21 protein-coding genes and 1 tRNA gene are annotated in these 24,374 nt (G+C 38.5%); 10 read left to right on the forward strand and 12 right to left on the reverse strand.

The window, feature by feature from the left end:
• Positions 1–76 precede the first annotated feature (76 nt).
• The 6 genes from purM (at position 77) to F944_RS04245 (ending at position 4,807) form a co-directional block, all read left to right on the forward strand.
• The gene (gene purM, locus F944_RS04220; protein WP_004987281.1) at positions 77–1,147 is read left to right on the forward strand and encodes a phosphoribosylformylglycinamidine cyclo-ligase; all 1,071 of its coding nucleotides are present in this window, start codon (positions 77–79) and stop codon (positions 1,145–1,147) included.
• Entirely contained in the window at positions 1,144–1,785 is a 642-nt protein-coding gene (gene purN, locus F944_RS04225) for a phosphoribosylglycinamide formyltransferase (RefSeq protein ID WP_004987283.1), read from the forward strand. Before purM ends, purN begins: the two co-directional genes overlap by 4 nt.
• 381 nt (positions 1,786–2,166) lie before the next feature.
• Positions 2,167–2,595: an IS66-like element accessory protein TnpA gene (gene tnpA, locus F944_RS04230; RefSeq protein ID WP_004985693.1), complete on the forward strand. Its 429-nt coding sequence runs from the start codon at positions 2,167–2,169 to the stop codon at positions 2,593–2,595.
• Positions 2,592–2,927 (forward strand): IS66 family insertion sequence element accessory protein TnpB, encoded by a 336-nt coding sequence (gene tnpB / locus F944_RS04235; RefSeq protein WP_004985691.1) that lies wholly within the window; start codon positions 2,592–2,594, stop codon positions 2,925–2,927. The genes tnpA and tnpB overlap by 4 nt, the downstream gene beginning before the upstream one ends.
• A gap of 74 nt (positions 2,928–3,001) precedes the next feature.
• Positions 3,002–4,609 carry an IS66 family transposase gene (gene tnpC / locus F944_RS04240; protein WP_004985690.1) on the forward strand — a complete coding sequence of 536 codons (1,608 nt, stop codon included), beginning with the start codon at positions 3,002–3,004 and terminating at the stop codon, positions 4,607–4,609.
• Between the two features lie 122 nt (positions 4,610–4,731).
• Positions 4,732–4,807, forward strand: a tRNA-Arg gene (locus F944_RS04245).
• A gap of 12 nt (positions 4,808–4,819) precedes the next feature.
• Here the strand turns inward: F944_RS04245 and F944_RS04250 are convergent.
• The gene (locus F944_RS04250; RefSeq protein WP_004987286.1) at positions 4,820–5,779 is read right to left on the reverse strand and encodes a DUF6160 family protein; all 960 of its coding nucleotides are present in this window, start codon (positions 5,777–5,779) and stop codon (positions 4,820–4,822) included.
• 206 nt (positions 5,780–5,985) lie between these two features.
• Entirely contained in the window at positions 5,986–7,701 is a 1,716-nt protein-coding gene (locus F944_RS04255; protein ID WP_004987288.1) for a hypothetical protein, read from the reverse strand.
• Positions 7,702–7,783: 82 nt separating this feature from the next.
• Between F944_RS04255 and F944_RS16695 the strand changes: the two genes are divergently transcribed.
• Positions 7,784–8,928 (forward strand): IS3 family transposase gene (locus F944_RS16695; protein WP_126624276.1). Its coding sequence is split into 2 segments (ribosomal slippage): positions 7,784–8,048 and positions 8,048–8,928, totalling 1,146 coding nucleotides; the frame shifts between segments, so codons are not numbered across the junction.
• Positions 8,929–8,959: 31 nt separating this feature from the next.
• On the opposite strand, the gene F944_RS04270 is transcribed toward F944_RS16695, so the two are convergent.
• The 7 genes from F944_RS04270 to F944_RS04300 form a co-directional block, all read right to left on the reverse strand.
• Positions 8,960–9,640, reverse strand: a complete 681-nt coding sequence (locus tag F944_RS04270; RefSeq protein WP_004987290.1) for a DUF6160 family protein — start codon at positions 9,638–9,640, stop codon at positions 8,960–8,962.
• 24 nt (positions 9,641–9,664) lie between these two features.
• Positions 9,665–10,336, reverse strand: coding sequence for a hypothetical protein (locus F944_RS04275; protein WP_004987291.1), 672 nt, complete (start codon positions 10,334–10,336; stop codon positions 9,665–9,667).
• Between the two features lie 10 nt (positions 10,337–10,346).
• Entirely contained in the window at positions 10,347–11,885 is a 1,539-nt protein-coding gene (locus F944_RS04280; protein ID WP_004987292.1) for a hypothetical protein, read from the reverse strand.
• Between the two features lie 241 nt (positions 11,886–12,126).
• A complete protein-coding gene (locus tag F944_RS04285; protein WP_004987294.1) occupies positions 12,127–13,425 on the reverse strand; it encodes a hypothetical protein in 1,299 nt (432 codons plus the stop codon).
• 198 nt (positions 13,426–13,623) lie between these two features.
• On the reverse strand, positions 13,624–15,180 hold the full coding sequence (locus tag F944_RS04290; RefSeq protein ID WP_004987295.1) for a hypothetical protein: 1,557 nt from the start codon (positions 15,178–15,180) through the stop codon (positions 13,624–13,626).
• A gap of 280 nt (positions 15,181–15,460) precedes the next feature.
• Entirely contained in the window at positions 15,461–16,030 is a 570-nt protein-coding gene (gene dcd / locus F944_RS04295; RefSeq protein WP_004987297.1) for a dCTP deaminase, read from the reverse strand.
• A 103-nt stretch (positions 16,031–16,133) separates the two neighbouring features.
• Positions 16,134–16,727 carry a LysE family translocator gene (locus tag F944_RS04300; RefSeq protein ID WP_004987300.1) on the reverse strand — a complete coding sequence of 198 codons (594 nt, stop codon included), beginning with the start codon at positions 16,725–16,727 and terminating at the stop codon, positions 16,134–16,136.
• Between the two features lie 462 nt (positions 16,728–17,189).
• On the opposite strand from F944_RS04300, the gene F944_RS04305 reads away from it, so the two are divergent.
• The gene (locus tag F944_RS04305) at positions 17,190–17,774 is read left to right on the forward strand and encodes a DUF2062 domain-containing protein (RefSeq protein WP_004987306.1); all 585 of its coding nucleotides are present in this window, start codon (positions 17,190–17,192) and stop codon (positions 17,772–17,774) included.
• Here F944_RS04305 and F944_RS04310 read toward each other — a convergent pair.
• The 3 genes from F944_RS04310 to F944_RS04320 form a co-directional block, all read right to left on the reverse strand.
• Complete coding sequence (locus F944_RS04310) at positions 17,771–18,646, reverse strand: 5'-methylthioadenosine/S-adenosylhomocysteine nucleosidase (protein WP_004987308.1); 876 nt, start codon at positions 18,644–18,646, stop codon at positions 17,771–17,773. The two genes, F944_RS04305 and F944_RS04310, sit on opposite strands and share 4 nt — an antisense overlap.
• Before the next feature lie 149 nt (positions 18,647–18,795).
• Complete coding sequence (apbC, locus tag F944_RS04315) at positions 18,796–20,022, reverse strand: iron-sulfur cluster carrier protein ApbC (protein WP_004987310.1); 1,227 nt, start codon at positions 20,020–20,022, stop codon at positions 18,796–18,798.
• Positions 20,023–20,200: 178 nt separating this feature from the next.
• Positions 20,201–20,665, reverse strand: coding sequence for a hypothetical protein (locus tag F944_RS04320; protein WP_004987312.1), 465 nt, complete (start codon positions 20,663–20,665; stop codon positions 20,201–20,203).
• A 512-nt stretch (positions 20,666–21,177) separates the two neighbouring features.
• On the opposite strand from F944_RS04320, the gene metG reads away from it, so the two are divergent.
• Together metG and F944_RS04330 are read left to right on the forward strand one after the other, a co-directional pair.
• Positions 21,178–23,250, forward strand: a complete 2,073-nt coding sequence (gene metG, locus F944_RS04325; RefSeq protein ID WP_004987314.1) for a methionine--tRNA ligase — start codon at positions 21,178–21,180, stop codon at positions 23,248–23,250.
• A gap of 115 nt (positions 23,251–23,365) precedes the next feature.
• Positions 23,366–24,334 (forward strand): MBL fold metallo-hydrolase, encoded by a 969-nt coding sequence (locus F944_RS04330; RefSeq protein ID WP_004987317.1) that lies wholly within the window; start codon positions 23,366–23,368, stop codon positions 24,332–24,334.
• Positions 24,335–24,374 lie beyond the last annotated feature (40 nt).

Below are 24,374 nucleotides of genomic sequence, written 5' to 3' on the forward strand. Positions count from 1 at the left end.
AGCATTTAACAGCATAAATAACATAAGAGTTTCGTATATTCAGGTTATAATCTGCCGCCAATGCGGAGACTTCACTATGAGCAACTCAACTTCTACCCCAAATACTGGTTTAAGCTATAAAGATGCGGGCGTCGACATTGAAGCGGGCGACGCACTGGTCGATCGTATCAAGTCGGTAGCTAAACGTACTACTCGCCCTGAAGTCATGGGCGGTCTAGGTGGCTTTGGCGCACTCTGTAAAATTCCAAAAGGTTATGAAGAGCCTGTTTTGGTTTCTGGCACAGATGGTGTAGGCACAAAATTACGTTTAGCACTCAACCTCAATCGTCACGACACCATTGGGCAAGATCTGGTTGCCATGTGTGTCAATGATTTATTGGTCTGTGGTGCAGAACCATTATTCTTCCTCGACTATTATGCAACAGGACATTTAAATGTGGACGTTGCAGCTAATGTCGTGACAGGTATTGGGAAAGGCTGTGAGCTTGCAGGTTGCGCATTAGTAGGCGGTGAAACTGCTGAAATGCCAGGCATGTATGAAGGTGAAGATTACGACTTGGCTGGTTTTGCAGTCGGTGTGGTTGAACAAAGCAAAATTATTGATGGCTCAAAAGTAAAAGCAGGTGATGTTTTGATTGGCATCGCTTCAAGCGGCGCACATTCAAATGGCTATTCACTGCTTCGCAAAATTCTTGATGTGAAAAATGTTGATTTGACTCAACAAATTGACGGTCGTTCATTGGCCGATGTCGCAATGGAACCTACACGGATTTATGTAAAATCAGTGCTTGAACTGTGCAAACAAGTCGATGTGCATGCAATGGCACATATTACTGGTGGTGGTTTACCGGGTAATTTACCACGCGTACTTCCAAACGGTGCTCAAGCAGTAATTGATGAAGCATCTTGGGAATGGCCAGAATTATTCAAACTGCTTCAACGAGAAGGTGGTGTAGAACAGTTTGAGATGTATCGTACCTTTAACTGTGGTGTGGGCATGGTCATCGCAGTAGATGCGGCTGATGCAGATAAAACCATTGAAGTGCTGAATTCACAAGGTGAAAAAGCATGGAAAATTGGTCATATTCAGGATAATGCTGAATCTGTAGAAGGTGCTGACGAAAAAATTCGTGTGATCTTTGCATGATGAAAATTGCGGTACTTGTTTCAGGAAATGGCAGCAACTTACAAGCCCTGATTGATGCGCAATGCGCGCAACTTTGGTCTGGTGAAATTGTCGGTGTCATTTCCAATAAAGCAGATGCCTATGCGCTAAAACGGGCCCAACAAGCCAATATCGAAACGCAAGTCATTGAACATAAAGCTTATCCTCACCGTGAAATGTTTGATGATGCTATGCATCATCAACTTATACAGTGGGGTGTCGACCTTGTGATACTTGCTGGTTTTATGCGGATCCTGAGTGAAAAATTTGTAAAAGCATGGGAAGGGAAAATGATTAATATTCACCCTTCCCTATTGCCTTTATATAAAGGCATGCATACCCATCAACGAGTACTTAATACTGGCGACGTTTTTCATGGCTGTACTGTTCATTATGTGACGGCAGAACTTGATGCGGGCCCTGCCTTATTACAAGGTGTAGTTAAAGTTGCTCAAAATGATAATGTCAACACTTTAGCAAAACGTGTGCATGAACTTGAACATCTGATTTATCCTCAAGTGGTAGAATGGATTTGTAATCAAACTATTCAGTATCAGTCTGGTCAGGCATTATTTAAAGGTAAGCCGATTAGCAAACCTTTACAGCTCTGCCAAATGTAAAAGTAAAGTGGGTACAGCCTAAGTTTCTGAAAATTTCCAATAAAAGCCAGTTAAATAATTAACTGGCTTTTAATTTTTCAGACATGTGAGTTGATGAAGATATTCCCAAGCTCCTCAATCCATTTGAGTAAGTGTTGCAAGATCAATGTTAGATTGTTTTTCATTCAAATCAGATGAACTGATTTTGACAAACACCATATAACTCATCATCTAATATTATCGTTGTGAAGGTCATTGAATCATTTGATTATGTATAATACTTGATCTTAAATATTACCCATAAGATGAATATTATCGGTGGTAAGCGTCCGCTGAACCCCACTTTTTCTAACGCATGTATATGCCGATAGTGTCCACTTAAATTTTAGTGGACACCTATTTATGGATTTAAAGACAGTTACAGACAGTGCACCGACGCTAAAAAAGCCCCGCCGAACCTTCACAGCTGAATTTAAAAATAAGCTTATTCAACAATGCCAGCAGCCAGACACATCTGTGGCCAAGGTTGCAATGCAACATCAGATCAATGCCAATCTACTGCATAAATGGATTCGCCAGTCCGAATCAATGCCCCCTCCATTAAAAAGACCGCCTAGCCCACAGGCCGACTTTCTTCCTGTCATTGCTCACCCGATGCCAGTCAAACAAGAGACATCACCGCCGTCTGTACCAGAGGAGAAAGCTACTGCCTATATCAGGATTCCACTGCATGAGGAACAACATTCCGTAAGACATCAAATGATTGAAATCGAGTGGCCTGTGGAATCAACAACTGAATTGCTATGTCTGCTGCAAGGCTTGATCAAATGATTCGTATTGATGAAATATGGTTGTCTACCCAGCCCATGGATATGCGAGCAGGTACAGATACTTCACTTGCTCAAGTTCTTAAAGCCTTCGGCTGTGTCAAACCGCATTGTGCTTATCTGTTCTGTAATAAACGTGGTCATCGTATGAAAGTATTGGTACATGATGGATTGGGTATTTGGCTCTGTGCAAGGCGGCTGGAACAAGGGAAATTCCACTGGGCTAAGATTCATCAGGGTGAAACAATGAGTATCAGTGTAGAACAATTACAGGCACTGATTCAGGGTTTAGCCTGGCAGAGAATTGGACAATCTCAGGTGGTCAATATGCTCTAAACCAGATAGATCTATTTTGCCATCCTCCAAAGGATCTATTTCCTCCTTGACCTGATCTCAGGCATACTGCGGTCATGAATATATTGCCTAATTTAAGCCAACTGACCCATGAACAATTACTGGAATTTACCCAGCAGTTGGCAGTGCAGAATCGGCAACTTGTAGAAGATAAGCAGCAGCTTGAAGCATCAAAACAACAGTTAGAACAATCTAATCAACACCTAGATGCCAAAGTTCAACATCTTTCCATTCTCACGCAAAAATACGAGCATGAACTTGCTCTGTTTAAACGACATAAATTCGCTCAGAAGAATGAACACTTAACAGCTAAACAAATTAGCCTGTTAGATGAAGCAGTCGAAGAAGACATCGCAGCCGTTGATCTTGAATTGGAACGACTGAATGCGGATCAACCCAACACCCATAAAACCAAGGCAATCAAACCTAAACGTCGAGCACTGCCAGATCATCTCGCCACCATTCGTATAGAGCATGAACCCGCCTCAATAGTATGCACTTGTGGCTGTACTTTGCGTCGTATCGGTGAAGATGTCAGTGAGAAACTGACCTTTAAATCCGCACAGTTTATGAAAGAGCAGCATATCCGTGGCAAATGGGTGTGTGATCAGTGCGAAATCATCAAGCAGGAACCGATGCCTGCTTATGTGATTGATAAAGGCATTGCGAGCCCTGAACTGCTCAGCCATGTACTGGTTTGCAAATATGCGGACCATTTACCTTTATACCGTCAGAGACTGATCTACCAACGAGCTGGCGTAGACTTGGCTCGATCCACTTTAGCTGATTGGGTGGGCCGTTGCGGCGTGGAACTTGAGCCATTGGCAGAAGCTTTAAAACAGATCATATTACAACAACAGGTGATTCATGCAGATGAAACGCCTGTGACCGTGATGCAGATTGCTGAGAAGAAACCGAAGAAAGGTTATGTCTGGGCTTATGCCACCACACAGTACAATTCGATTCAAGCGATCGTGTATGACTTTCAAGCGAGTCGATCAGGTCAACATGCCGAAGATTTCCTTAAAGGCTGGCAAGGTCATCTGGTCTGTGATGATTACAGTGGTTATAAGGCACGTTTTGCCTCAGGTCAGATGATTGAAGTGGGTTGTATGGCGCATGCCCGTCGTAAATTCCATGAGCTGCATGTGACGGGTAAAAGTTTGATTGCTGAGCAAGCGTTATCAATGATTCAACAGCTTTACCGAATTGAAGCAGAATTAAGAGACATTCCAGACTGTACAGCAGAACAACGACGACAGCGAAGGCAACAGGACAGTGAGCCAATCATGCAGCAACTGTATGATTGGCTCAAACAACATCAGCTCAAAGTACCAGCAAGTTCGCCTACGGCAAAAGCGATCAATTACAGTCTAAAACGTTGGTCTGCCTTAAGCCGTTATTTGGATGATGGTCATTTGCCTATATGTAATAACTGGGTGGAAAATCAAATGCGACCATGGGCTTTGGGACGTAAGAACTGGTTATTTGCTGGCTCATTGCGAAGTGGTCAACGGGCAGCCAATATCATGACGTTAATTCAGTCCGCCAAGCTCAATGGTCTTGATCCATATGCTTATTTAACCGATGTTCTTAGAAGGTTACCAACGCATAAAATGAAAGACATTGAAGAGTTGCTGCCGCATAACTGGAAGCCTGCTTGAATTCAAGTGCGGTTCACTGGATGCTTACTATCGGTGTAAAATTATTTCAGAATAAGAAACCCTATAAAAATAAAAAGTTATTGCATCAACAATAACTTTTTTGTTTATAATCATAAAATTGCGCGCTTGTAGCTTAACTGGATAGAGCAGTTGCCTCCTAAGTGACCGACGTGGGTTCGAGTCCCGCCGAGCGCACCATTTATTTTTTTATTACATACCACTGATTTTTACTTTTAGATCTTTAAAAGATGCACCGACTGCTCCTATATTACCAATTGGGCCATTTTGTACCCCATTGAAAACCGTAGCATTACTTTGCCCAGTCGTGCCTAGAGTCACATTACTTAAACCAGCATCCAATTTGCTCGAATCACCGGTATTTCCAAATACAAAACCGCCTGTCTCCACACCAGAATAGAAGTTATTTAGAGAATAGCCATTGGTCGTATCTGTCGCTTTTAAACTTAAATTAAACGTAATCCCTGTAGAATAAGAGTTTGCAGGAGTCTGTGTATCCGTATAATTTGATACTAATGTAATTGGACACCCAGCACTACAAATCGAACTAATCGCGCCTCCAAACTGGATCATATGCCCCTGCGGAGCATTGCCGAGCTGAATGTTCATTTTTGGTGCATTACCAGACACAAAATTTACATCGATATTACTGCCAACACGTAGGAGTTCTTTGACATCACTATTTAAATTCGTTCCTGTGAATATGGATTTGGAACCCGTTGAGCTAGAAGTTGAATTTGTTCCTGCCAAGTAAATCGAAAAAGGTGAAATCGTCAGGCCAGTGATTTGATTTGCAAAGGAAACCGCCAAATTTGCAAATGCTTTATTATTGATACCACCATCTGTATCAGCGACGATATTTAAACTTGGAGTATTATTTGCACCATTAAAAGTAAGCGTTGTTGGGCTTGCATTTCTACTTGCCACAACTAAACTTGCCCTATTAGCATATGAAGTTGCCTGTGCACCATAACCATTTGTATCAATCAAAGAAACTTGATTAAATTGTACTTTATTAATACCTATACCAATATTAATACCATCCTGCCCTGTAGTAGCTGACAGACTTTGGTCGTCTAGTGGCTGCATTGCAAAAGTGAAAGGTGCAAAGCAAATAAGACTTATACATCCGAGTATTTTATTTTTTTTCATTGTCCTATTCCTTAAGACAAATACAACTTGATTATTTATCATACATATTACAATAATTAAAGTACACGTAAGATTTTATCCGACTAAAGGCTGATTAGCAGAATTTTAGATTTGCCTAAAAATTATCCTAGATTATAAATCAAGAATAAAAAATCAGCATAAAGTAGATCAATTAAAAAAATCATATTCGATATGAAATCAATCTGTCAAAATACTCCGTCACGCGGTGTAATTTTCATTTCACTCGTTAAGCGTCCACCTGTAATTGCAAGTTCTCCTAGACGTTGTGCACTCCCTACTGTTCCGTTCACTGAAGGATAAAAGTCTATATTCTTAACTCTAAAAACTTCAGCAGCGGTTTTATTCGGATTAAAGTTAAAACCCAAATTAAAACCAACGTTATTACTATTCACAACTATTTTATTATCAAATGCAACTGTACCAACAATATTATCCAAGCCCATCGTTGAACCATCTATAGGATCTACAAGCTGAATTGAGTTATTTTGAGTTTTATCCAGCTCTAATAACCCAATAAAGTTCAGTGCATTTTTATCTTCTTTAGGAGTTCCATCACTATTATAGTCGGAAGCTGTTAAAGAAAGTGGGATAATAGAAAAATTAGCTTGTCCAGCTAGCCTTAATTTAATAGCTGCTAATACATCATAATTTTTCGTGAAGCTGTCTGAAGATGCATAACATCCGCTACTACTCGGACAAGTCTTATATTTAGCTCCTGGTAAATAACCAGCAGCGAGTTGTGCTGACATGGCCATAAGTAGTTTAGGCATACTGACATTAATTCGACCATTTTCAAAACCCATACTACCTGTACCATTAAGTAGCATATCAATATTGCGTAGCCCTACATAGTAATCAGTTGGGTTGTTATTATCATTGGCATTTGCTCCACCATCAATTAAGATAATTGACGTTGATTTCGAGCCATCACTACTTACGCCCTGTGTACTAATTGAACCACTAAATCCAATTCTTTCGGAACCACTTATTGCCGTTTTCTGAATAACACCATTATTATAAGCAACCAAGTAATCGCCGCTAGCAGATCCATTACTTAAACGTGGACTAAATGCAAAATTAGCATTTAAGTTATAAATAGGTAATCCCAAACCCCATTTAGTTGTCGTAGATACTGGACTTACTACGCCATTGGCATCTGTATAAATAAATTGACCTCGACGAGACAAGGCTGAAAAATTCATCCCTCGTATTGCCAACACCGTATAAGGAGTATTATTAGTTGAGAGTGTTTGGATGTAGTCATTTGTGTTGACTAATTTATTCGCATCAACTGAGTTACCTAAATATGTTGAAGTCAGTGCTGTATTGGTAGGTAATGTAATTTGATTGGCATTAACTAAATTAAAATAGATACCATCCATGCTTAAACCAGCATGATCACTATTTAGTGCGACTCCAGAAGTTGTTTCTGTACCTATGATATTTTTACGTGTCAACAATGGAGTAATATTGGCGAATCTTAATCCGTAGGTCTGATTACCTGCTCCACCTAACTCCAAACTTGTTGCCTCAACTCCTGACAAATTGTCGCGATCACTTGTAAATTCACCATTTAGACGAAATGCAAGACCAGTATCGCCTGCAATTGAGTTACCATTTGTCACACCTAAAATAGTCGATGCAGTATCTTGAGTACCTCTTAACTGCAATACCCCATTGATCATACGACCATTGGCGCCTGCGCGTATTACTCCTTTTGCAGAGTTTGCACTTATCATTGTTCCATTACTTGCTACATTGGGTTGCAGCATAAACTCTAGATTCAATCCAGATTTACCATTTACATCTCTTTTAAAATCAACATAACCAATATCAGTGGCACCACTTCCTGCAACAGGATTTGTTCTTAAAACCAAACCCTCTGTCGGGTCAACATACATATAACCAGAGGTGGATCAGGAAATTTGAACAACACTTATAAGTTATATTTTGCTCCCCAAATGATGTTATAAACATCAATATATGGAGTATTTTATGGCACGTAGACCAAGAAGAAATCATTCAAATGATTTTAAAGCTAAGGTAGCACTTGCTGCGATTAAAGCAGAAAAAACACTTGCTGAATTGAGTGCTGAATTTGATGTTCATCAAAACCAAATTATCGACTGGAAAAATCAACTGATTTCAGCTTCCTCGCAAGCTTTCGATCAATCAAAAGCTCCAACAGAACCACCCATCGATCTAAAAAAACTACATGCAAAAATCGGTGAGCAGGCATTAGAAATTGATTTTTTAGAAGGTGTGTTGAAGAAACTGGGCCGCTTCAACCACAAAAGTTAATCGATGACTCACTTCAGATTTCAGTATCTAAGCAAGCTCAGCTGCTGAAAGTCTCCCGTGGTTGTTATTACTATCGCCCAAAACCTGTGAGTACATCAGATCTGAAGCTGATGCGGTGTATGGATGAGTTACATATGCAATACCCTTTTGCAGGTAGCCGTATGATGCGTGATTTGTTGAATCGTCAAGGACATCATATAGGACGACGTCATACACGTACTTTAATGAAGAAAATGGGCATTAATGCGTTATATTGCAAACCAAATTTAAGCCAGGCTAATCAAGCTCACCGCAAATATCCATATCTGCTCAAAGGATTGGCTATTCAGCGCAGTAATCAAGTGTGGTCTACGGATATAACGTATATCCCTATGGCAAAAGGCTTTGTTTATTTATGTGCTGTGATTGATTGGCATAGCCGCAAGGTACTTGCGCATAGAGTATCGATTAGTATGGAGGTTACATTTTGCATAGAAACATTAAATGAAGCTATTGAAAAATATGGTCGACCTGAAATATTTAATACAGACCAAGGCAGTCAGTTTACCAGTGATGCATTTATTGATGTATTGAAATCAAATGGCATTCAAATCAGTATGGATGGTAAAGGTCGATGGGTTGATAATGTGATGGTTGAACGATTATGGCGGAGCGTTAAATATGAAGAGGTGTATCTCAAAGCCTACAGCAATGTTTTGGATGCGAAGAAGCAATTAAACGCATATTTTGAATTTTATAATTTGAAACGACCTCATTCGAGTCTGGACAAAATGACTCCAGATGAGTTTTACTATGACCAGCTACCACAACAAAATAAGGTAGCTTAACTAGAGCAGAGTATCACTTATAAATAAGCTTTTAGTTGTTCAAACATGTGGGACCACCTCTACCTTTGGCACCAAAATTAAAATTAAAATCATTCATTACAAGCGCATTATAAGTTGAGCTATCTTGTTTTTGACTTAAACCAATATCTAGCCCTTTTATACCTAAATCTAGTGAGGAGAATCCCGTTTTACTAAATAGGCCATCAGCAGTCGTCATGTGCATCGTTATCGGTGTATTCGCAGTATTTTGAATACTTAATTTTCCAAATGAAGCTGCATTCGTACAGGTACTAATCGAATCCGATGTTTTACATAGAGTAAATTTATCTGCCTGTACGGTTCCCAAATTAGCAGCGACATCAAGATCAAGACCAGTTTTGCTGCCATTTGCCAAACTACCTGCATTCATTTTTACAGTCACATTTGACTGATTTGCATTGGCTGTTGTTATTTTTACACCAGTCAAACTTGCTCTTAAACTATCCTGAGTATTTGCTGTTGCGGAACTTCCAGTTTTATCATCCCAGTAAAGCTGATCAAAACCCACTGAACCATAACTAACATCAGCTATAATCCCATCCTGCCCATCCACTGCCCGCATATCTCTATCGTTCATTGCCTGCATGGCATAACCATTTTGCATAGAAAATAAAATGCTACAGCTAAGAACATTTAAAAGAAATTTTTTTTGTTTATTCAGTTTAGCCGTCATTTTCAAACTCCCTTTTTATTTTACTTAACAGCGTGGATGAGTTGAATCACAACTAAAAATCATGACTTTACCATTTAATGCGAGATTCCCTGTCAGTTTCATTCCTGTGAAACCAACCTCTCTTCCATTGTCATATCCACTAACAGTATATACACCATTTGAATATGAGTTCACATTAGCAGTTCCCCCAGATGTATTTGCCAAGTAACCCGCTTTATCATCGCCTGTACCATTATCGGTTTCAATGGACATTGTATCAAAGCCAAAATTACGAAAGAGTATAGGACTATCGTATTTTGCGCCCAGCTGGATTGCTGGTTTTATAACCTCTTTACCACTATTAGTACCACTATCGGCAGTGTATTTTAGATCAACGCCATCCAAACCTAACTTTTGAATGTTAATCGTTCCCTGAATGCCTTTAAAAACAAGCCATTGACGATTTGTGGTTATATTTCCATTTTGATCATTTGCAAAACGGTTATTAAGATTAATTGCCAATCGGCAATATCTTAAATCTGAACATAAGGTGCTATCGAACTGACCTGTTGCAGTCTGATTTAGTGTCACTTTTAGGGAAATATCAGCACCCGCCTGCCCTTCAACTTTTTGTAGTTCAGTATTGTTCAGTTGCTCTAATGCCGCATGACTAGGTAATGAAATCAACACCGCCAAACTCAAAAGAATTTTTTGCATATTCAGCTCCCTATAGACCTTTGGTCGTAATTTTCATATGCTGAATAAGCACACCATCTATTGCAGCGGATCCCAAATTAACCGCTGTACCAGCACCATCTTTAAAAGTAATACCTTTTGCAGATGAAGACGTATCAGCCATAATAGATTTTGTCGATGAATCGTAAGCTACATCACCAATAGTAATACTACTATGAGTAGGATTTCGCGTAGAACTACCACAATCAAATTGGCTACAGGTTGAACCAAAATACGTGTTGCTAGCAGTATTGCTATAATCTGTATAAATCTGATTATAAACTGCCGCCACATCAGGTATTCTTGTTACTTCCAGAACAATATTTTTTCCATCCTCAGCCACACCTAAAATAACAGGTTGGTATAGACTACCTAATGCTAAATTGATATGCGCATTATATAAATACATCCCTTCAAGCGAATTGAATGTTGGAGCAACTCCACCATCTATAGCAGGCGTATTGAGTAAATTATTTAAACTTGAACTTGCTGCTGTTTCCTGAGTACTAAATCTTAAAACACCATCATCATTTGATGTATTTTTCGATGACGTATTAAGGGTTTTAGTCTTTATTGCCTCGCCAGTATCCCATTTCCCATTATTATTTGTATCACCACCTGCAGCAACCTGGCGATTTCCATTACTGTCTAAATCAGCAACTGTAATAGTCCCAGCACCTAAACTACTTAAAGTATTAAATCGTAATAAACCAGCAATACCCAGTGTATTATTATAGCTCGATACTGTTGAACCATCTAAAGTTTGAAAGAGTTTAAGATTACTTCCATTAATGCTTAGACCATTCCATATACCTTGTAAGCGGACTCTATTCGCTCGCATATTTGCACTATTGGTTTTGCAATCAATTGAACCGTTTAAACAAAATTCAGCAGTACTACCTTCTATTTTACTCGGATCTCTTACAAATGCATCCGCCCATAAACCCAACTTGAGATTATAATCATCAGGCGCTGTACTCGGATTTGAATAAACACTCTGATCATATAAAGGAGCTTCATACGTCAAATAACTCACAGGTTTATTAACACCTGAAAAGTTTGGAATATTGGAGGCAGTCAACACTTTTAATACCCAAGGATTTACTGCAGTTCCCCAACTTGAAATGTTAGTTCCACTATATCGAGTATTTACATTATTATCATTTTTGGAAAGTGCGAGACCATATAAATAAATATCTGCTTTACCTATTTTATTCGTTGCTGTCTGATTGTAGGTTTGTATAGTTGAGCTTAAAGGTCCTACAGGGATAATATGTAAATATCCTGTTCCTGGATTAGTGTTATCTGAAATATCAGTTTTTGATGTAGAAGTACTTGTTGTACTGTTTGCACCATTTAATTGAAATGAAAAATCCGTAGGTAGTAATGCAATGCCCTCACCCGTGGTTTCACTTAATTTTTCATCAGAAATTTCTTGCAGAGCAAAACACGGTTGACTTAAAAATAAGCCAATTATACTTGCTAAAACGGTTTTTTTAAAATTTACCGTATAAGTAATTGCCGTCATCATGACCATCCTTTTATACGATGCTCCGCATCATATTTCTTTTTCTATGAATCCTTGAGCTTACTTAAGTCATCCGAACTTAAGAGAAATTATTGACAGTTTTTGCCAACCTCTGCTCAATTTCTATTATGCGCATTAATTACGCAAATGCAAAAAAAAACATGTAAAAAAAAACTTTTCCGATAAATGAAAGAGCCAATCTTTTTCTGTAAATGATTGGCTCTCGAAATTTCAATAATTACCATTAACAAAACTTTAAATTACCATAACAGTTAGGTGCAAAAGTCTGATTTGTAAGCACAAGATTCGTCAGTCCCATAGGAACTGAGGCTGAATTTGATAGATCTACAGTACCTGTATCAATCTTTCCAGCTACTACACAACTCAAAGCCAATATACCACAGTTGACGGCATGAGATTTCTGCCCTAAATATGCACTTACTTGATCCAGCGTAGCCGATACAACATCTTTTGTAATATCCACTGTTTTCAACGGACTTACATCACCAATATCAATTGGGTTTGAAAGCTCTAACCACCATCCTGTCTGAGCAGTAGATTTAGCATCAGGCCAAATTAAGTTTTGCTTCTGCATAGAAAGAGATGCAGCAGTACCATTTAGATTTACTTTATGAAAATATCCCAAGTCCTCATTAACCGATACATTCACGCCTAAATTATTTATTGTTCCGCTCAGGTTACCAGATACTCCTATTCCTAAATCTGTGTCTGCTTTAATTGTTCCTCCCAAACCTATTCCACTGACAGTTGCTGTACCCGTTAAATTTGCACTCGTAATACGCTTACCTGTAATGACCTGAGAAGGAAGTACTAAACTACCCGATGCAGCACTTAGAGTTAAGTTATAATCAGTAGATCTAAAGTTTGTAGTAATAAGTCCAGTCGAACTTTTTGCCATCCCAGTGATTACTTTTCCCAGTGCAGATTGAGTTAATCCAGAATTTACTGCACCCGTGCTTACCGTACCCGTAGTATCCTTGGTGACCATATAACCACTAAAAGAGTTAATGCCACTTTTAGCATCTCCGTTTTCCAAACCAAAAGTAAGTAACCCTTGTATAGATTCGGCACTTAAACGAAATCCACTCACTTCACGTGTAGAAGCAGAATTTGGATTCTTAATCGCAAATTGAATAAATGGATTGGTAATAGTTGCAGATGAGCTTGCTCTACCTGTACTGGTATCTGCTACTCCACTTAAGCTCAAATAATCGATATCAATATCACAAGCCCCCGCTCCGTTTACTCCTCCACAACCCAATTGCAATTTTTTGATATTCGCATTTAAGTCAACCTGAGCTTCCATACCCAATTTATAAAAGCCAATGTTACTGCCCGTATTCTGATTTTGAGAGTCTGTTGGCGAAATATAAGAAAGTGTCATTAAACCCTGACCTTCCACTTTTCTCAACTCACCATCACTTAATGAAGTAATATTGGCATGAGAATATGAAAAAAAAGACATTAAACTCAAAGGCAATATAGAAAGCATAATCGCTCTCTGTTTTTTGTTTTTCTTCATCTTGAGATTTCCTTATAACTTATATGACACTCCTGTCATTTGAAGAATAAATCGCACTATTACCCATTTATAAATCGATAAAAGTACGATATATCATCAACTCAAGACTAGTTTAAACAGAAAAATTTAAACACATTGGTTCACAAAAAAACAAACATCATGAAGAAATCATGAAGGTATGAGAATATCTAGCTCATGCTAACAAAATTTTAAATTACCATAACAATTACTTTTTAAGTATTGAGAAGTTAGCTGCAAGTTATTCAAAGTTAGATTTGCTGTTTGACTACTTACATCAATATTAAGTTTCTTCTTAATAGCATTATTAGTTGCAGCCCCTAAACCATCAATAAGACCAATAGGAATATCATCACTATTCATTAATGATTGTGTAATAAAACCAGCAACTTGAGGTAATACTGCAGAAATATCTGCTGCATTTGTAGAGGTTAGATACCCCAAGTCAATTGGATCTCTAAAGGATAACCACCATCCCTTTTGCGCGATATCGTCATTGTTTGCTCCTGGCCAACGCAAAACCTGATTCTGCAATGCAAGATAGCCGCCCGTTCCTCTTAAAGGAATATTATGGAACATATTAAGTGCTTCTGAAAATGTAACATTCAGATTCAAACCATCTAATGTTGAACCTGATGCCATCTGGAATTTAGCTGTAGAAACAACACAAATCCAGAACACCTCAATACAGCTAGCACTATTGCCATTTGGAGTAATACTCTCACCAGTATTATATTTCTTATAGTCAACTAAATCCACAGCTAGTTGATTCACAAAACTACCAGTTGGAAGTCCACCACATGCCGATGCACTTGCCCGATCTGAATTCGCACAATCCAATGCAATATGAGGAATAGAGACATTAATATTATTTACAACCGCTGCCGTCATCCGATTCCCCGTAATGACTGAAGTCGTATTTTTAGTAAAAGGTACAGTCATACTCGGTACAGAAATACCTTTAGTATCACTATTACCACTTCCTGTATAACTTACAAAATCACGTTGGCCACCAATCGTTGAATTTAATTTCCCAGCAATTGCTTGACATGAACCATTTGGCATACCAACAATCGCTGCACAGTTAGAGCTACCACTAACCCCAAAAGTAGATGCAGCAGTTGTGACTTGACCACTCAAATTGGCTAATTGTAGATATCCGCTTAAACTCTGAATCCCATCTGTTGCAGATAAGGCGTTATTATTATCCAGACCAAGACTTAATAAACCTTCTATTGCTTCAGCACTTAAGCGAAAGCCTACCATTTGTCGCGTAGCTGCAGTTTGAGGATTCTTAATTGCAAACTCTAGAAAGGGATTTGTGATTTGCGCACTCGTCGACGCTCGCGGATTTGAAAAAGTTGGGCTACCTAACTGCGCTCCACTAGTTACCGTACCATCATTTAAGCCACTAAGTGATACATTTTTAATATCAATATCACAGGCACCAGCACCATTTGCTCCCCCACAGCCTAATTGTAAATTAGCGATATTGGCATTCAACTCTACTTTTGCCTCCATACCTAATCTATAGAAGCCAATATTACTACTGCTATCTCTTAGTTTTTCTAAATTAGTGCTATCGTTTGGAGCTATATAAGATAAGCTCATTAAGGCCTGACCCTCGGTGGCCGCAAGCTCATTATTAGACATTGAAATCAAACCAGAAGCAGCATTTGCAATTCCGACACTAAAGGCTGTACAACTCATCAGAAGTAAAACACTTAACTTTGTCATACCGATCTCCATATCAATCGAACAAAATAATAATTTATTCTTATTGGACTTGTTTTCTGTGCAACAGAAAATAATAATTTTCGATCTTGATTTCAACGAAAAACGAGGTTTTGTTGAGATTAAAATCAACTATATTTTAACTATTTTATAACAAAAAAACCCTAAATTATTCATCATTCATCGGTTTTTACAAATATTAGAAAATTACATTATTAACAATTATTGTTTCCTAAAACAAAAAACGGCTTAGATTAAGCCGTTTTAACAATCAAATAGAAATTTATGCCTTCGGCAACGTCACACCCACTTGACCCTGATATTTACCACCACGGTCTTTATAAGACGTTTCGCACACTTCATCACTTTCAAAAAATAACATTTGCGCCACGCCTTCCCCTGCATAAATACGCGCAGGTAGATTGGTGGTATTGGAAAATTCCAATGTCACATGACCTTCCCACTCAGGTTCTAGCGGAGTTACATTCACAATAATTCCACAACGTGCATAGGTCGATTTTCCTAAACAAATTGTCAGGACATTACGCGGAATACGAAAATATTCCACTGTCCGAGCCAATGCAAAGGAGTTTGGTGGAATAATGCAAACATCAGATTCAATATCGATAAAGCTTTTTTCATCGAAGTTTTTAGGGTCAACAATTGCAGAATGAACATTGGTAAACACTTTAAACTCTGGAGCACAGCGCACGTCATAACCATAGCTGGATACGCCATACGAAATCAGTTTTTCGCCTTGCGGGTTAAAGCGAACCTGATTTTCTGCATACGGTTCAATCATGCCGTGTTTTTCGCTCATCTCGCGAATCCAGCGATCAGACTTAATTGCCATGTGTGATATCCCAATACTCAAGATTTTACTGTTCGCTACTTTAACGTAATTCATTCCCAATGAAAATCATTCAATGAAACGAAGGCATTTTTTGATGCACAATTTAAAACTTTAAAATTGCAGAATAACTTAGCGGAATAGAAAAACTCACCAGAACCAAAGATGCAGTCCGTTGTAAATTACAGGCATTTAACCAATGAATTTTATTTGAAGCCAAGACAGAACCAAGAAAAATCCAAAAAACAGCAATTGGAAGGATCAAACACAAAAAACTCAAAATATGCACAATATAAGTTTGCACATTCATCCATGCACTTTCAGGGAAAATAGCAGAAGCAAATAACAATGCCTTCGGATTTAACAAAGTCGCGCAGAATAATTCACGTGGACGAATGGTTGGCTGATTTAAATTAATTTCAAGATCAGCGGTTCGCCACAATTTAATTGCCAAATACAAAATATAAAATGCACTGAGAAGCTTTAATATGGTGGGCAAAAGCGCAAATGTTTTGGAAACATGATCAATCATCATGCCCCATGTACTAATCGCAATCAAATAGCCAATCGCTTCGGCTGGAATCAATTTAAGCGAACAACGAATCCCCATCTGGATACCAGATGAAGCCAATAGCGTATTGGTAGGGCCGGGAGTCAGAAGTAAGGCAGTCACAAGACCAACAAAAAGCAATGAAATCATAAAATGACCTCACTAAGTAATCTTGCAAGACTAATCCAAACGATTTAAAGAAGCAAAACAAACTTTACAAAGCCTTTTAAAAAACAATAAGAGTTTTGTAAAAAAGATTGTAAAATCACATAATTAATTGATTAGACTGCATAGTCAGCATTTCAACTGCTAATCCCACATGCTTTTTTAGTAAAACTAACAATAATATAAATAAATGATAAATATTCATTTACTTTATTGATTTAAAAGCAATATAAACACCTATAAGATATATGGAATTGACTTCAATCAACGAAAGGCGTAATTTATAAAGATCAGCCTATAGTGTTTTCTTTTTAACTCAAGTTTAAATCCATTTTAAGCTTTCGCTAAGTTTTCACTTTCACTATGTCTGAGTACAGGCGTTTTATGATCGATCTAGTTCTTTGATTTATAAGACATACTCAGACAATACTCTCCGAACATCAGTCTATGGCAAAGCAATTTTTTCAATCCTGGCTTCCTTCTCCACAGAAAGTCTCCAGTCTGAAATTTATGCGGATTTTTGGGCAAAGAACCTTAAATCCAGTGCTTTGGTATGTCAATCGAAAATCCATAGCAAAGGCTGTATTCATTGGTACTTTTTTCGGGTTACTGCCTATTCCATTTCATAGCATTTTCATTGTCGCAGCGATTCTATTTTTTGAAGTCAATTTACCTGTAGGTCTTGCTTTAGCATGGTTGAGTAATCCATTCACTCTCGTTCCTATTTTGTATATTGGCTTCTGGATTGGCACTCAAATTTTTCATGTGCACATGATTAATAAAGAAATGATGCTGGGTGTCTTGCATCAAATTTGTAATTGGGTCAAACATTTGGGTCATGGTCATATTGATTTGAGTCTTGCCAAAATATTAATGTCTGGCTTAATCATTGAAGCTTTCGTTGTTGCCTTAGTTTTATATCTACTTACAGAAATTTTCTGGCGTTTCAGCATTTACCGTCATTGGAAAAAACGTAAGGCAAATCAGTTAAATGCCACTCTACCCAACGTGCATAGAAAAACCACGCCTTAATCTTTTAATTGTTCACTCATATACTGTTCAGCAACTTCAAGTACAAAATCCTGACACGCTTCACCCGTTCCTGCATCGTACGAACCGCCATTGGTAATGTTATTGGAGACCACTCGAACCCCAATAAAGGGAACATTAAACTGGCTGGCAATTTGTGCTACAGAGGCAGCTTCCATTTCTTCGACTGATGTTCCATAGTTTTGGTAAAAGAAATGAATGCGATCAAGTTCATTGTTCCAGACGTCTGCTGAACCGATTGTTCCCTCAACGACTTTGCCTTTTTGATAAAGATGTTGTGTACGGTGCGCCGCTGCCAGCAATTTTGAATCTGCTTCAAATTTACGAATTGCAATCGGTTCTGGATCGGTTTCATCCTCAGGCAATACATCAAAGGCTTCAACCCACTCAAGCGAGTTTGATCCCGCACCCACTGCTTTGGAAGGTGTTTTAAACGCGCCAATATTGGTTGCATATTTACCTAATATAATGTCATACACATTGAGGTTAGGATCATGTCCCCCTGAAGTTCCCTGATTAATAATCGCGATAGGTTTAAAGCGTTCAATCGCAATCGCTGTGGCAGCCGCAGAATTACTCATCCCCATGCGCGTTTTGGAAATAATCATTGGATAACCATGATAAGTGCCTTTCCAGAATTTCCAGCCCCCAATCGTTTCAATTGAAACTTGATCCAGTTTAGAGGCCATGCGTTCAGATTCGACAGGTAACGCACCTTGAATGACGATAGGTTGTAATTTTAATTTTTGATCTTGATTGTTTTGAGTCACTGCCGATGAATCCTCATTATTGCATGCACTAAGCATAATGCAGACTGAAAATGTTGCGATGGCCAATACTGATTTAAATTGCATATTTCACTCAAATATTCTTATTCAATGATGATTAAATAACAATTGAATTATTAGCAATTGACATGCCAGCTTTAATTTTAATGTTTATATTATTTGTATATAACAAAAGAAAAAGCCCGATTTTTGATCATTTCGGGCTTTAAAATTATTTAGAAAATTCGTTTGTCATCGCGCTGACGCTGCGGTTGTTTTTGTAGTTGCTGCCAGACGACATCTGCAATTTGAAGATAACTCTCTGCTGCATCATCCATTGCAATCACACTCGGTTTACCACTATCGGCATTTTCACGAATTTGCACATTTAAAGGTAAGCGACCTAACAATGGAATATGATATTGCTCTGAAAGTTTATCACCACCGCCTACCCCAAAAATCTGTTCTTCATAGCCACAATTTGAACAAATATGAGTCGACATATTTTCAATCACGCCCAACACTGGAATATTGACCCGATTAAATAGTTCAATACCTTTGGTCGCATCCATCAGCGCAACATTTTGTGGTGTGGTTACAATCACAGCACCAGTCACAGGAATACGCTGTGCAAGTGTCAATTGAATATCACCCGTTCCTGGCGGCATATCAATGACCAAGATATCCAGATCAGGCCATAAGGTTTGGTTGAACAGTTGCATCAGGGCACCCGTGGCTTTTGGCCCACGCCATGCCACTGGCGTATTATGATCCCCTGTTAAATGCCCAATTGAAAGTACCGCCAAACCATATGCATCTAAAGGTACAAAATGCTCATTTTCGATCATAGGGGTCTTGCCCGCATTACCTAGCATAGTTGGAATGCTTGGCCCATAAATATCGGCATCCAACACTCCAACTTTTAATCCTTTTTGTTGTAAAGCCAACGCCAGATTGACGGTTGTGGTTGATTTACCCACACCACCTTTGCCAGAAGACACCAAAATCACGTTTTTAATACGTGGATGTGCAGCCACATCTCGTTGTTTAGGCGCTGCTTTTTGAATAGGCGGATTATTAGGATCTTCTGAAACTGGTGCAGATGCATCGACCACTGGCGGTAAGTTTGAGCTTTGAGCTGCATGTTTTTCGCTATGAGATTGATCTTGCCCTAACTTGGCTGATTTCTGCTGAATGACATGCAAATTGAGTTCTTCGATTCCGCATTGCAGCAAAGCAGCCGCCAAATCATCATGAATTTGTTGTAAATGATCGACCTCGTGTGGATAAGTATTGATGGTCAGTTGTAAAACACGACCTTCTACATTGACCTGTGTAATACGATCTTTGATTAAGTGTTCAGATTGAGGTAATTGATATTGTTGTAAAATGCACTGGATTTCTTCTTCTTTCACCTCTTGAGCAGGTGAAAAAACCGATTTTAATGAAGAAAGCCACGACATATATTGCACTCCAAGTATGGAATTTTAAACTGAACGATGTGCTAGTTTAACAGTATTAGTTTGTAGGCGCGTACTTGATTTTGCTGATAAGCTTTGAACATATATTTTATAAACAAACTGCCCATATCATTATGAGCAGTTATTCAAAACATCAGCATATTTTTAAGTCAATTGAAGACTAGGTCTTATCATTGCCTTTAAATTTATTCAGTACATCAGTTGCACTTTTTTTAAGCTCGTCAATTTTTTGACTGGCTTGAACTTTTAATTCATCAAACTTTTCAGAAGCTTCATGTTTCAGTTCATTGGCTTTGAGTTTAGCTTCATCCAGTTTTTGACTTGCTTCTGTTTTTAACTGTTCATATTTGTCTTGAGCATCTTGTTTCGACTCATCCCATTTATTTTTGGCTTCATCGATTTTTTCATCTGCTATTGCCTTATTTTCAGCGTACTGTTCAGAGGCATCTTTTTTCAAATCATCGAATGCCTTTTCACCTTTAAGTTTTGCTTCTTGAGCTTGGTGTTTAGCGTCATCTAAGGCTTTTTCACCCTCAATTTTTGCTTGTTCAGCTTTATATTTGGCTTCATCACCTAATTCACTGGCTTTTGCTTTCAAATCATCAAGTTTATTTTCAGTTGTCATTATTACGCCCTCATTGTTCATTTTAAAAATGTTAGGACACGCTGGTTAAGCGCGGATCAATGTACTTGAATCTGACTTTATTTATACCTTGCTTTAAATTTTTTTTAAGTAAAAACTGCAATTTGAAACAAAGTAGATACAGGATGTAGCGAAACTTTTGTTATTCATTTTAAAGGAATAATTATCAAATCCTTTGCTGAGAATGTTTGCAACGGTTGCGGCAAATCAGAATCATTGTAACTCCGCCATTGACTCATATATTTGCTGAATTTGTGCTTTCATATAAATAAGGTCTGTTGAAATTTGATGCATGTATTGTGTTATCAGCTAAAATTATATCAACAAGGCATGCAACGAAAGAAATCGTTACCCACTTACTCAGTTTCAGCACGACATTTATGGCTATTTTTGGCGATAGCCTTCGGGACAACGCTTTAAACCTATGCTTTAAGTTTATTTTCCTCTGCTGTTCAAGTAAAATCATTGATCTTCTGATGAATACGAATGAGAGAATGAAATCCGTGCGTAAAATTTTAGTCACCAATGCCCTTCCTTATGCCAATGGTCCGATCCATATGGGTCATTTACTCGGTTATATCCAAGCGGATATCTGGGTTCGTGCCATGCGTGCAATGGGACATGATGTGACTTATGTCTGCGCGGATGACGCTCACGGCACAGCGATTATGCTTCGTGCTGAAGCCAATGGTATTAGTCCAGAACAGCAAATTGCCAATGTTCAAAAAGAACATGAACGCGACTTTGCTGGTTTTGGGATTAGTTTTGATCATTATGATTCAACTCATAGCGACACCAATAAATCACGCTCACAAGAAATTTATCTAAAAAACCGTGATGCTGACAATATTGCCATTCGTCCTGTGACCCAACTTTTTGACCCCGAAAAGCAAATGTTTTTATCGGATCGATTTATTAAAGGCACTTGCCCAAAATGTAAATCACCCGATCAATACGGCGATAGCTGTGAAGTCTGTGGTACAACCTATAATGCCACTGAACTGATCGATCCACGTTCGACTTTAAGCGGTGCAACACCTGTCGAAAAATCGTCAGATCATTACTTCTTTAAACTGCCAAATTTTTCTGAATATTTGCAAAAATGGACACGTGACGAAGGTCGCTTACCTGTCTCTATTGCCAACAAGTTAGATGAATGGTTTGAGGCGGGTTTGGCAGACTGGGATATTTCCCGCGATGCGCCTTATTTTGGTTTTGAAATTCCTGATGCACCAAATAAATATTTTTATGTCTGGGTCGATGCCCCGATTGGCTATATGTCAAGTTTTGAAAACTATATAAAAACCAAACGTCCAGACTTAAACTTTGATGATTACTGGAAAAAAGACAGTGAAAATGAAGTCTATCACTTCATTGGTAAAGACATTGTCTATTTCCATGCATTGTTCTGGCCTGCGATGCTTGAAGGTGCAAATTATCGCACGCCAACAGGTTTATTCGTAAATGGTTTTTTGACAGTCAATGGTCAAAAGATGTCGAAATCTCGCGGCACATTTATCAAGGCTGAAACTTATTTACAGCATCTAAATCCTGAATATTTGCGTTACTACTTTGCTTCTAAACTCTCTGATAAAGTTGAAGATTCAGACTTGAATCTGGATGATTTTATTCAAAAAGTAAACTCAGATTTGGTCGGCAAAGTCGTGAATATTGCCAGTCGTTGTGCCAAATTTATCAATAAAGATTTTAATCATACTTTATCTGCAAATTGCGCGGAATCTGATTTAGTTCAAAGCTTTATTGATGCAGGCGATTCAATTGCCAAAGCCTACGAAGAACGTGAGTTTAGTGCTGCCATTCGTGAAATTATGGCGCTTGCAGATCGTGCCAATCAATATATTGATGAGAAAAAACCGTGGGCACTGGCAAAACAAGAAGGTCAAGAACAACAAGTTCATGACGTCTGCTCTGTCGGGATTAACCTGTTCCGTCAATTGGCGATTTATCTTGCGCCAGTATTGCCAACGCTTGCAACGCAAGTACAGGCTTTCTTACAACTCGAAAGTTTTGATTTTGCATCGCGCAAGCAGATTTTAGTGAGCCATGAAATTGCTCAGTTTGAACCATTAATGCAACGTGTTGATCCTAAAGCGGTTACTGCAATGGTCGATGCATCTAAAGATTCTTTAGCTGCTACGGCTGAAACATCTAAAGCGGAAAAGAAAAAAGACAAAAAGGCTGAGAAAAAAGTTGAAGCGCCTTCTGCAACGGATAATTCTGAGATCATTAAAATTGATGATTTCTTAAAAGTGGATTTACGTGTAGCGCAAGTGCTTGAAGCAGCAATCGTGGATGGTTCTGATAAATTGCTGCAACTCACTTTAAATGTTGGCGAAGCTGAACCGCGCAATGTGTTTAGTGGCATTCGTGAGTTTTATCAGCCAGAAGACTTAAAAGGCAAATTAGTGGTAATGGTGGCGAATCTTGCTCCACGTAAAATGCGTTTTGGTATTTCTAACGGTATGGTACTTGCTGCAGGTAATGGCGAAGGGGTTTGGGTGATTTCACCTGAATCTGGTGCTAAAGCGGGTGATAAAGTTTCTTAAGATTTAATTTATAAGATGAAAGCCTCTACAGATGTAGGGGCTTTTTTTACTTTGAATATCTAGTATTACATGCTAAAAAAACAGACAACTCAGATATTTTAGAGAATATTTATAAATGAAAAAGATACTTACCTTAGCTGTATGTGCTTACCTCCCTTTGCTCACTCATGCAGAAACAACCAAAACATCACCAGCGATTGAACAACAAAAACAAGCGGCAGGTTTTTATCAATATCAAGCTGGAAACGTACAAATCACAGCCCTGCTCGACGGCACAAACTTTATGTCGCCTACGCTGTTTAAAGATATTCCGCAAAAACAGGTTCATGAGATTTTAAAGAAATATTATGCCGATCAAGAGAAAGGCGTACAAACCTCTGTGAATGCCTTTTTAGTGAATACAGGAAAATCTTTAGTTTTGGTCGATAGTGGTGCAGCAAGTTGTTTTGGCGCACATTTAGGTTCAGTTTTAAGCAACTTAAAAGCTTCTGGATACAAGCCTGAACAAGTCGATAGTATTTTACTGACTCATTTACATCCCGATCATGTCTGTGGGATTAGTAAAGATGGAAAAGCGAATTTTCCTAATGCCACAGTGTATGTATCACAAGATGAAGTCAATTATTGGTTAGATCCAAAACAAGCCGAGAAAATTCCACAAGCTAAACGTGCAGGCTATTTAGCTACAGTGGAGAAAATCAAGGCGGCTTTAGCACCTTATCAGGTCAAACAACGCTTTAAAACCTATAAACTCGGTGATGAAATTCAGGGATTTAAAGTGATTAACACCGCGGGACATACCCCAGGACATTTTAGTTATGAACTTAAAACCAATGCTGAAACAGTCGTATTTATTGGCGATATTGTGCATTCGCATACGGTTCAGTTTGACCGACCTGAAACCGCAATTGAATATGATATAGACGCAAAACGAGCCGTCCAAACCCGCTTAAAACAGTTTGCCAATTTTGCCCAAAATGGTCAAACCATTGCAGCACCACATTTACCATTTCCGGGAATTGGTCATATTTATTCAGCAGATGGTAAAAGCTATCAGTGGATTCCTGTGCATTTTAAAGATTGACCCGCTCTTCTAAATTAAAATCAATCTTTTCTATCATTTC

The organism is Acinetobacter ursingii DSM 16037 = CIP 107286, assembly GCF_000368825.1.
Classification (GTDB): Bacteria; Pseudomonadota; Gammaproteobacteria; order Pseudomonadales; family Moraxellaceae; genus Acinetobacter; species Acinetobacter ursingii.

Bases quoted from the DNA above. Each gene is read 5' to 3' on its own strand.
- purM (WP_004987281.1), top strand. From the start codon at position 77: ATGAGCAACTCAACTTCTACCCCAAATACTGGTTTAAGCTATAAAGAT.
- purN (WP_004987283.1), top strand. From the start codon at position 1,144: ATGATGAAAATTGCGGTACTTGTTTCAGGAAATGGCAGCAACTTACAA.
- tnpA (WP_004985693.1), top strand. From the start codon at position 2,167: ATGGATTTAAAGACAGTTACAGACAGTGCACCGACGCTAAAAAAGCCC.
- tnpB (WP_004985691.1), top strand. From the start codon at position 2,592: ATGATTCGTATTGATGAAATATGGTTGTCTACCCAGCCCATGGATATG.
- tnpC (WP_004985690.1), top strand. From the start codon at position 3,002: ATGAATATATTGCCTAATTTAAGCCAACTGACCCATGAACAATTACTG.
- F944_RS04250 (WP_004987286.1), bottom strand. From the start codon at position 5,779: ATGAAAAAAAATAAAATACTCGGATGTATAAGTCTTATTTGCTTTGCA.
- F944_RS04255 (WP_004987288.1), bottom strand. From the start codon at position 7,701: ATGTATGTTGACCCGACAGAGGGTTTGGTTTTAAGAACAAATCCTGTT.
- F944_RS04270 (WP_004987290.1), bottom strand. From the start codon at position 9,640: ATGACGGCTAAACTGAATAAACAAAAAAAATTTCTTTTAAATGTTCTT.
- F944_RS04275 (WP_004987291.1), bottom strand. From the start codon at position 10,336: ATGCAAAAAATTCTTTTGAGTTTGGCGGTGTTGATTTCATTACCTAGT.
- F944_RS04280 (WP_004987292.1), bottom strand. From the start codon at position 11,885: ATGATGACGGCAATTACTTATACGGTAAATTTTAAAAAAACCGTTTTA.
- F944_RS04285 (WP_004987294.1), bottom strand. From the start codon at position 13,425: ATGAAGAAAAACAAAAAACAGAGAGCGATTATGCTTTCTATATTGCCT.
- F944_RS04290 (WP_004987295.1), bottom strand. From the start codon at position 15,180: ATGACAAAGTTAAGTGTTTTACTTCTGATGAGTTGTACAGCCTTTAGT.
- dcd (WP_004987297.1), bottom strand. From the start codon at position 16,030: ATGGCAATTAAGTCTGATCGCTGGATTCGCGAGATGAGCGAAAAACAC.
- F944_RS04300 (WP_004987300.1), bottom strand. From the start codon at position 16,727: ATGATTTCATTGCTTTTTGTTGGTCTTGTGACTGCCTTACTTCTGACT.
- F944_RS04305 (WP_004987306.1), top strand. From the start codon at position 17,190: ATGGCAAAGCAATTTTTTCAATCCTGGCTTCCTTCTCCACAGAAAGTC.
- F944_RS04310 (WP_004987308.1), bottom strand. From the start codon at position 18,646: ATGCAATTTAAATCAGTATTGGCCATCGCAACATTTTCAGTCTGCATT.
- apbC (WP_004987310.1), bottom strand. From the start codon at position 20,022: ATGTCGTGGCTTTCTTCATTAAAATCGGTTTTTTCACCTGCTCAAGAG.
- F944_RS04320 (WP_004987312.1), bottom strand. From the start codon at position 20,665: ATGACAACTGAAAATAAACTTGATGATTTGAAAGCAAAAGCCAGTGAA.
- metG (WP_004987314.1), top strand. From the start codon at position 21,178: ATGAAATCCGTGCGTAAAATTTTAGTCACCAATGCCCTTCCTTATGCC.
- F944_RS04330 (WP_004987317.1), top strand. From the start codon at position 23,366: ATGAAAAAGATACTTACCTTAGCTGTATGTGCTTACCTCCCTTTGCTC.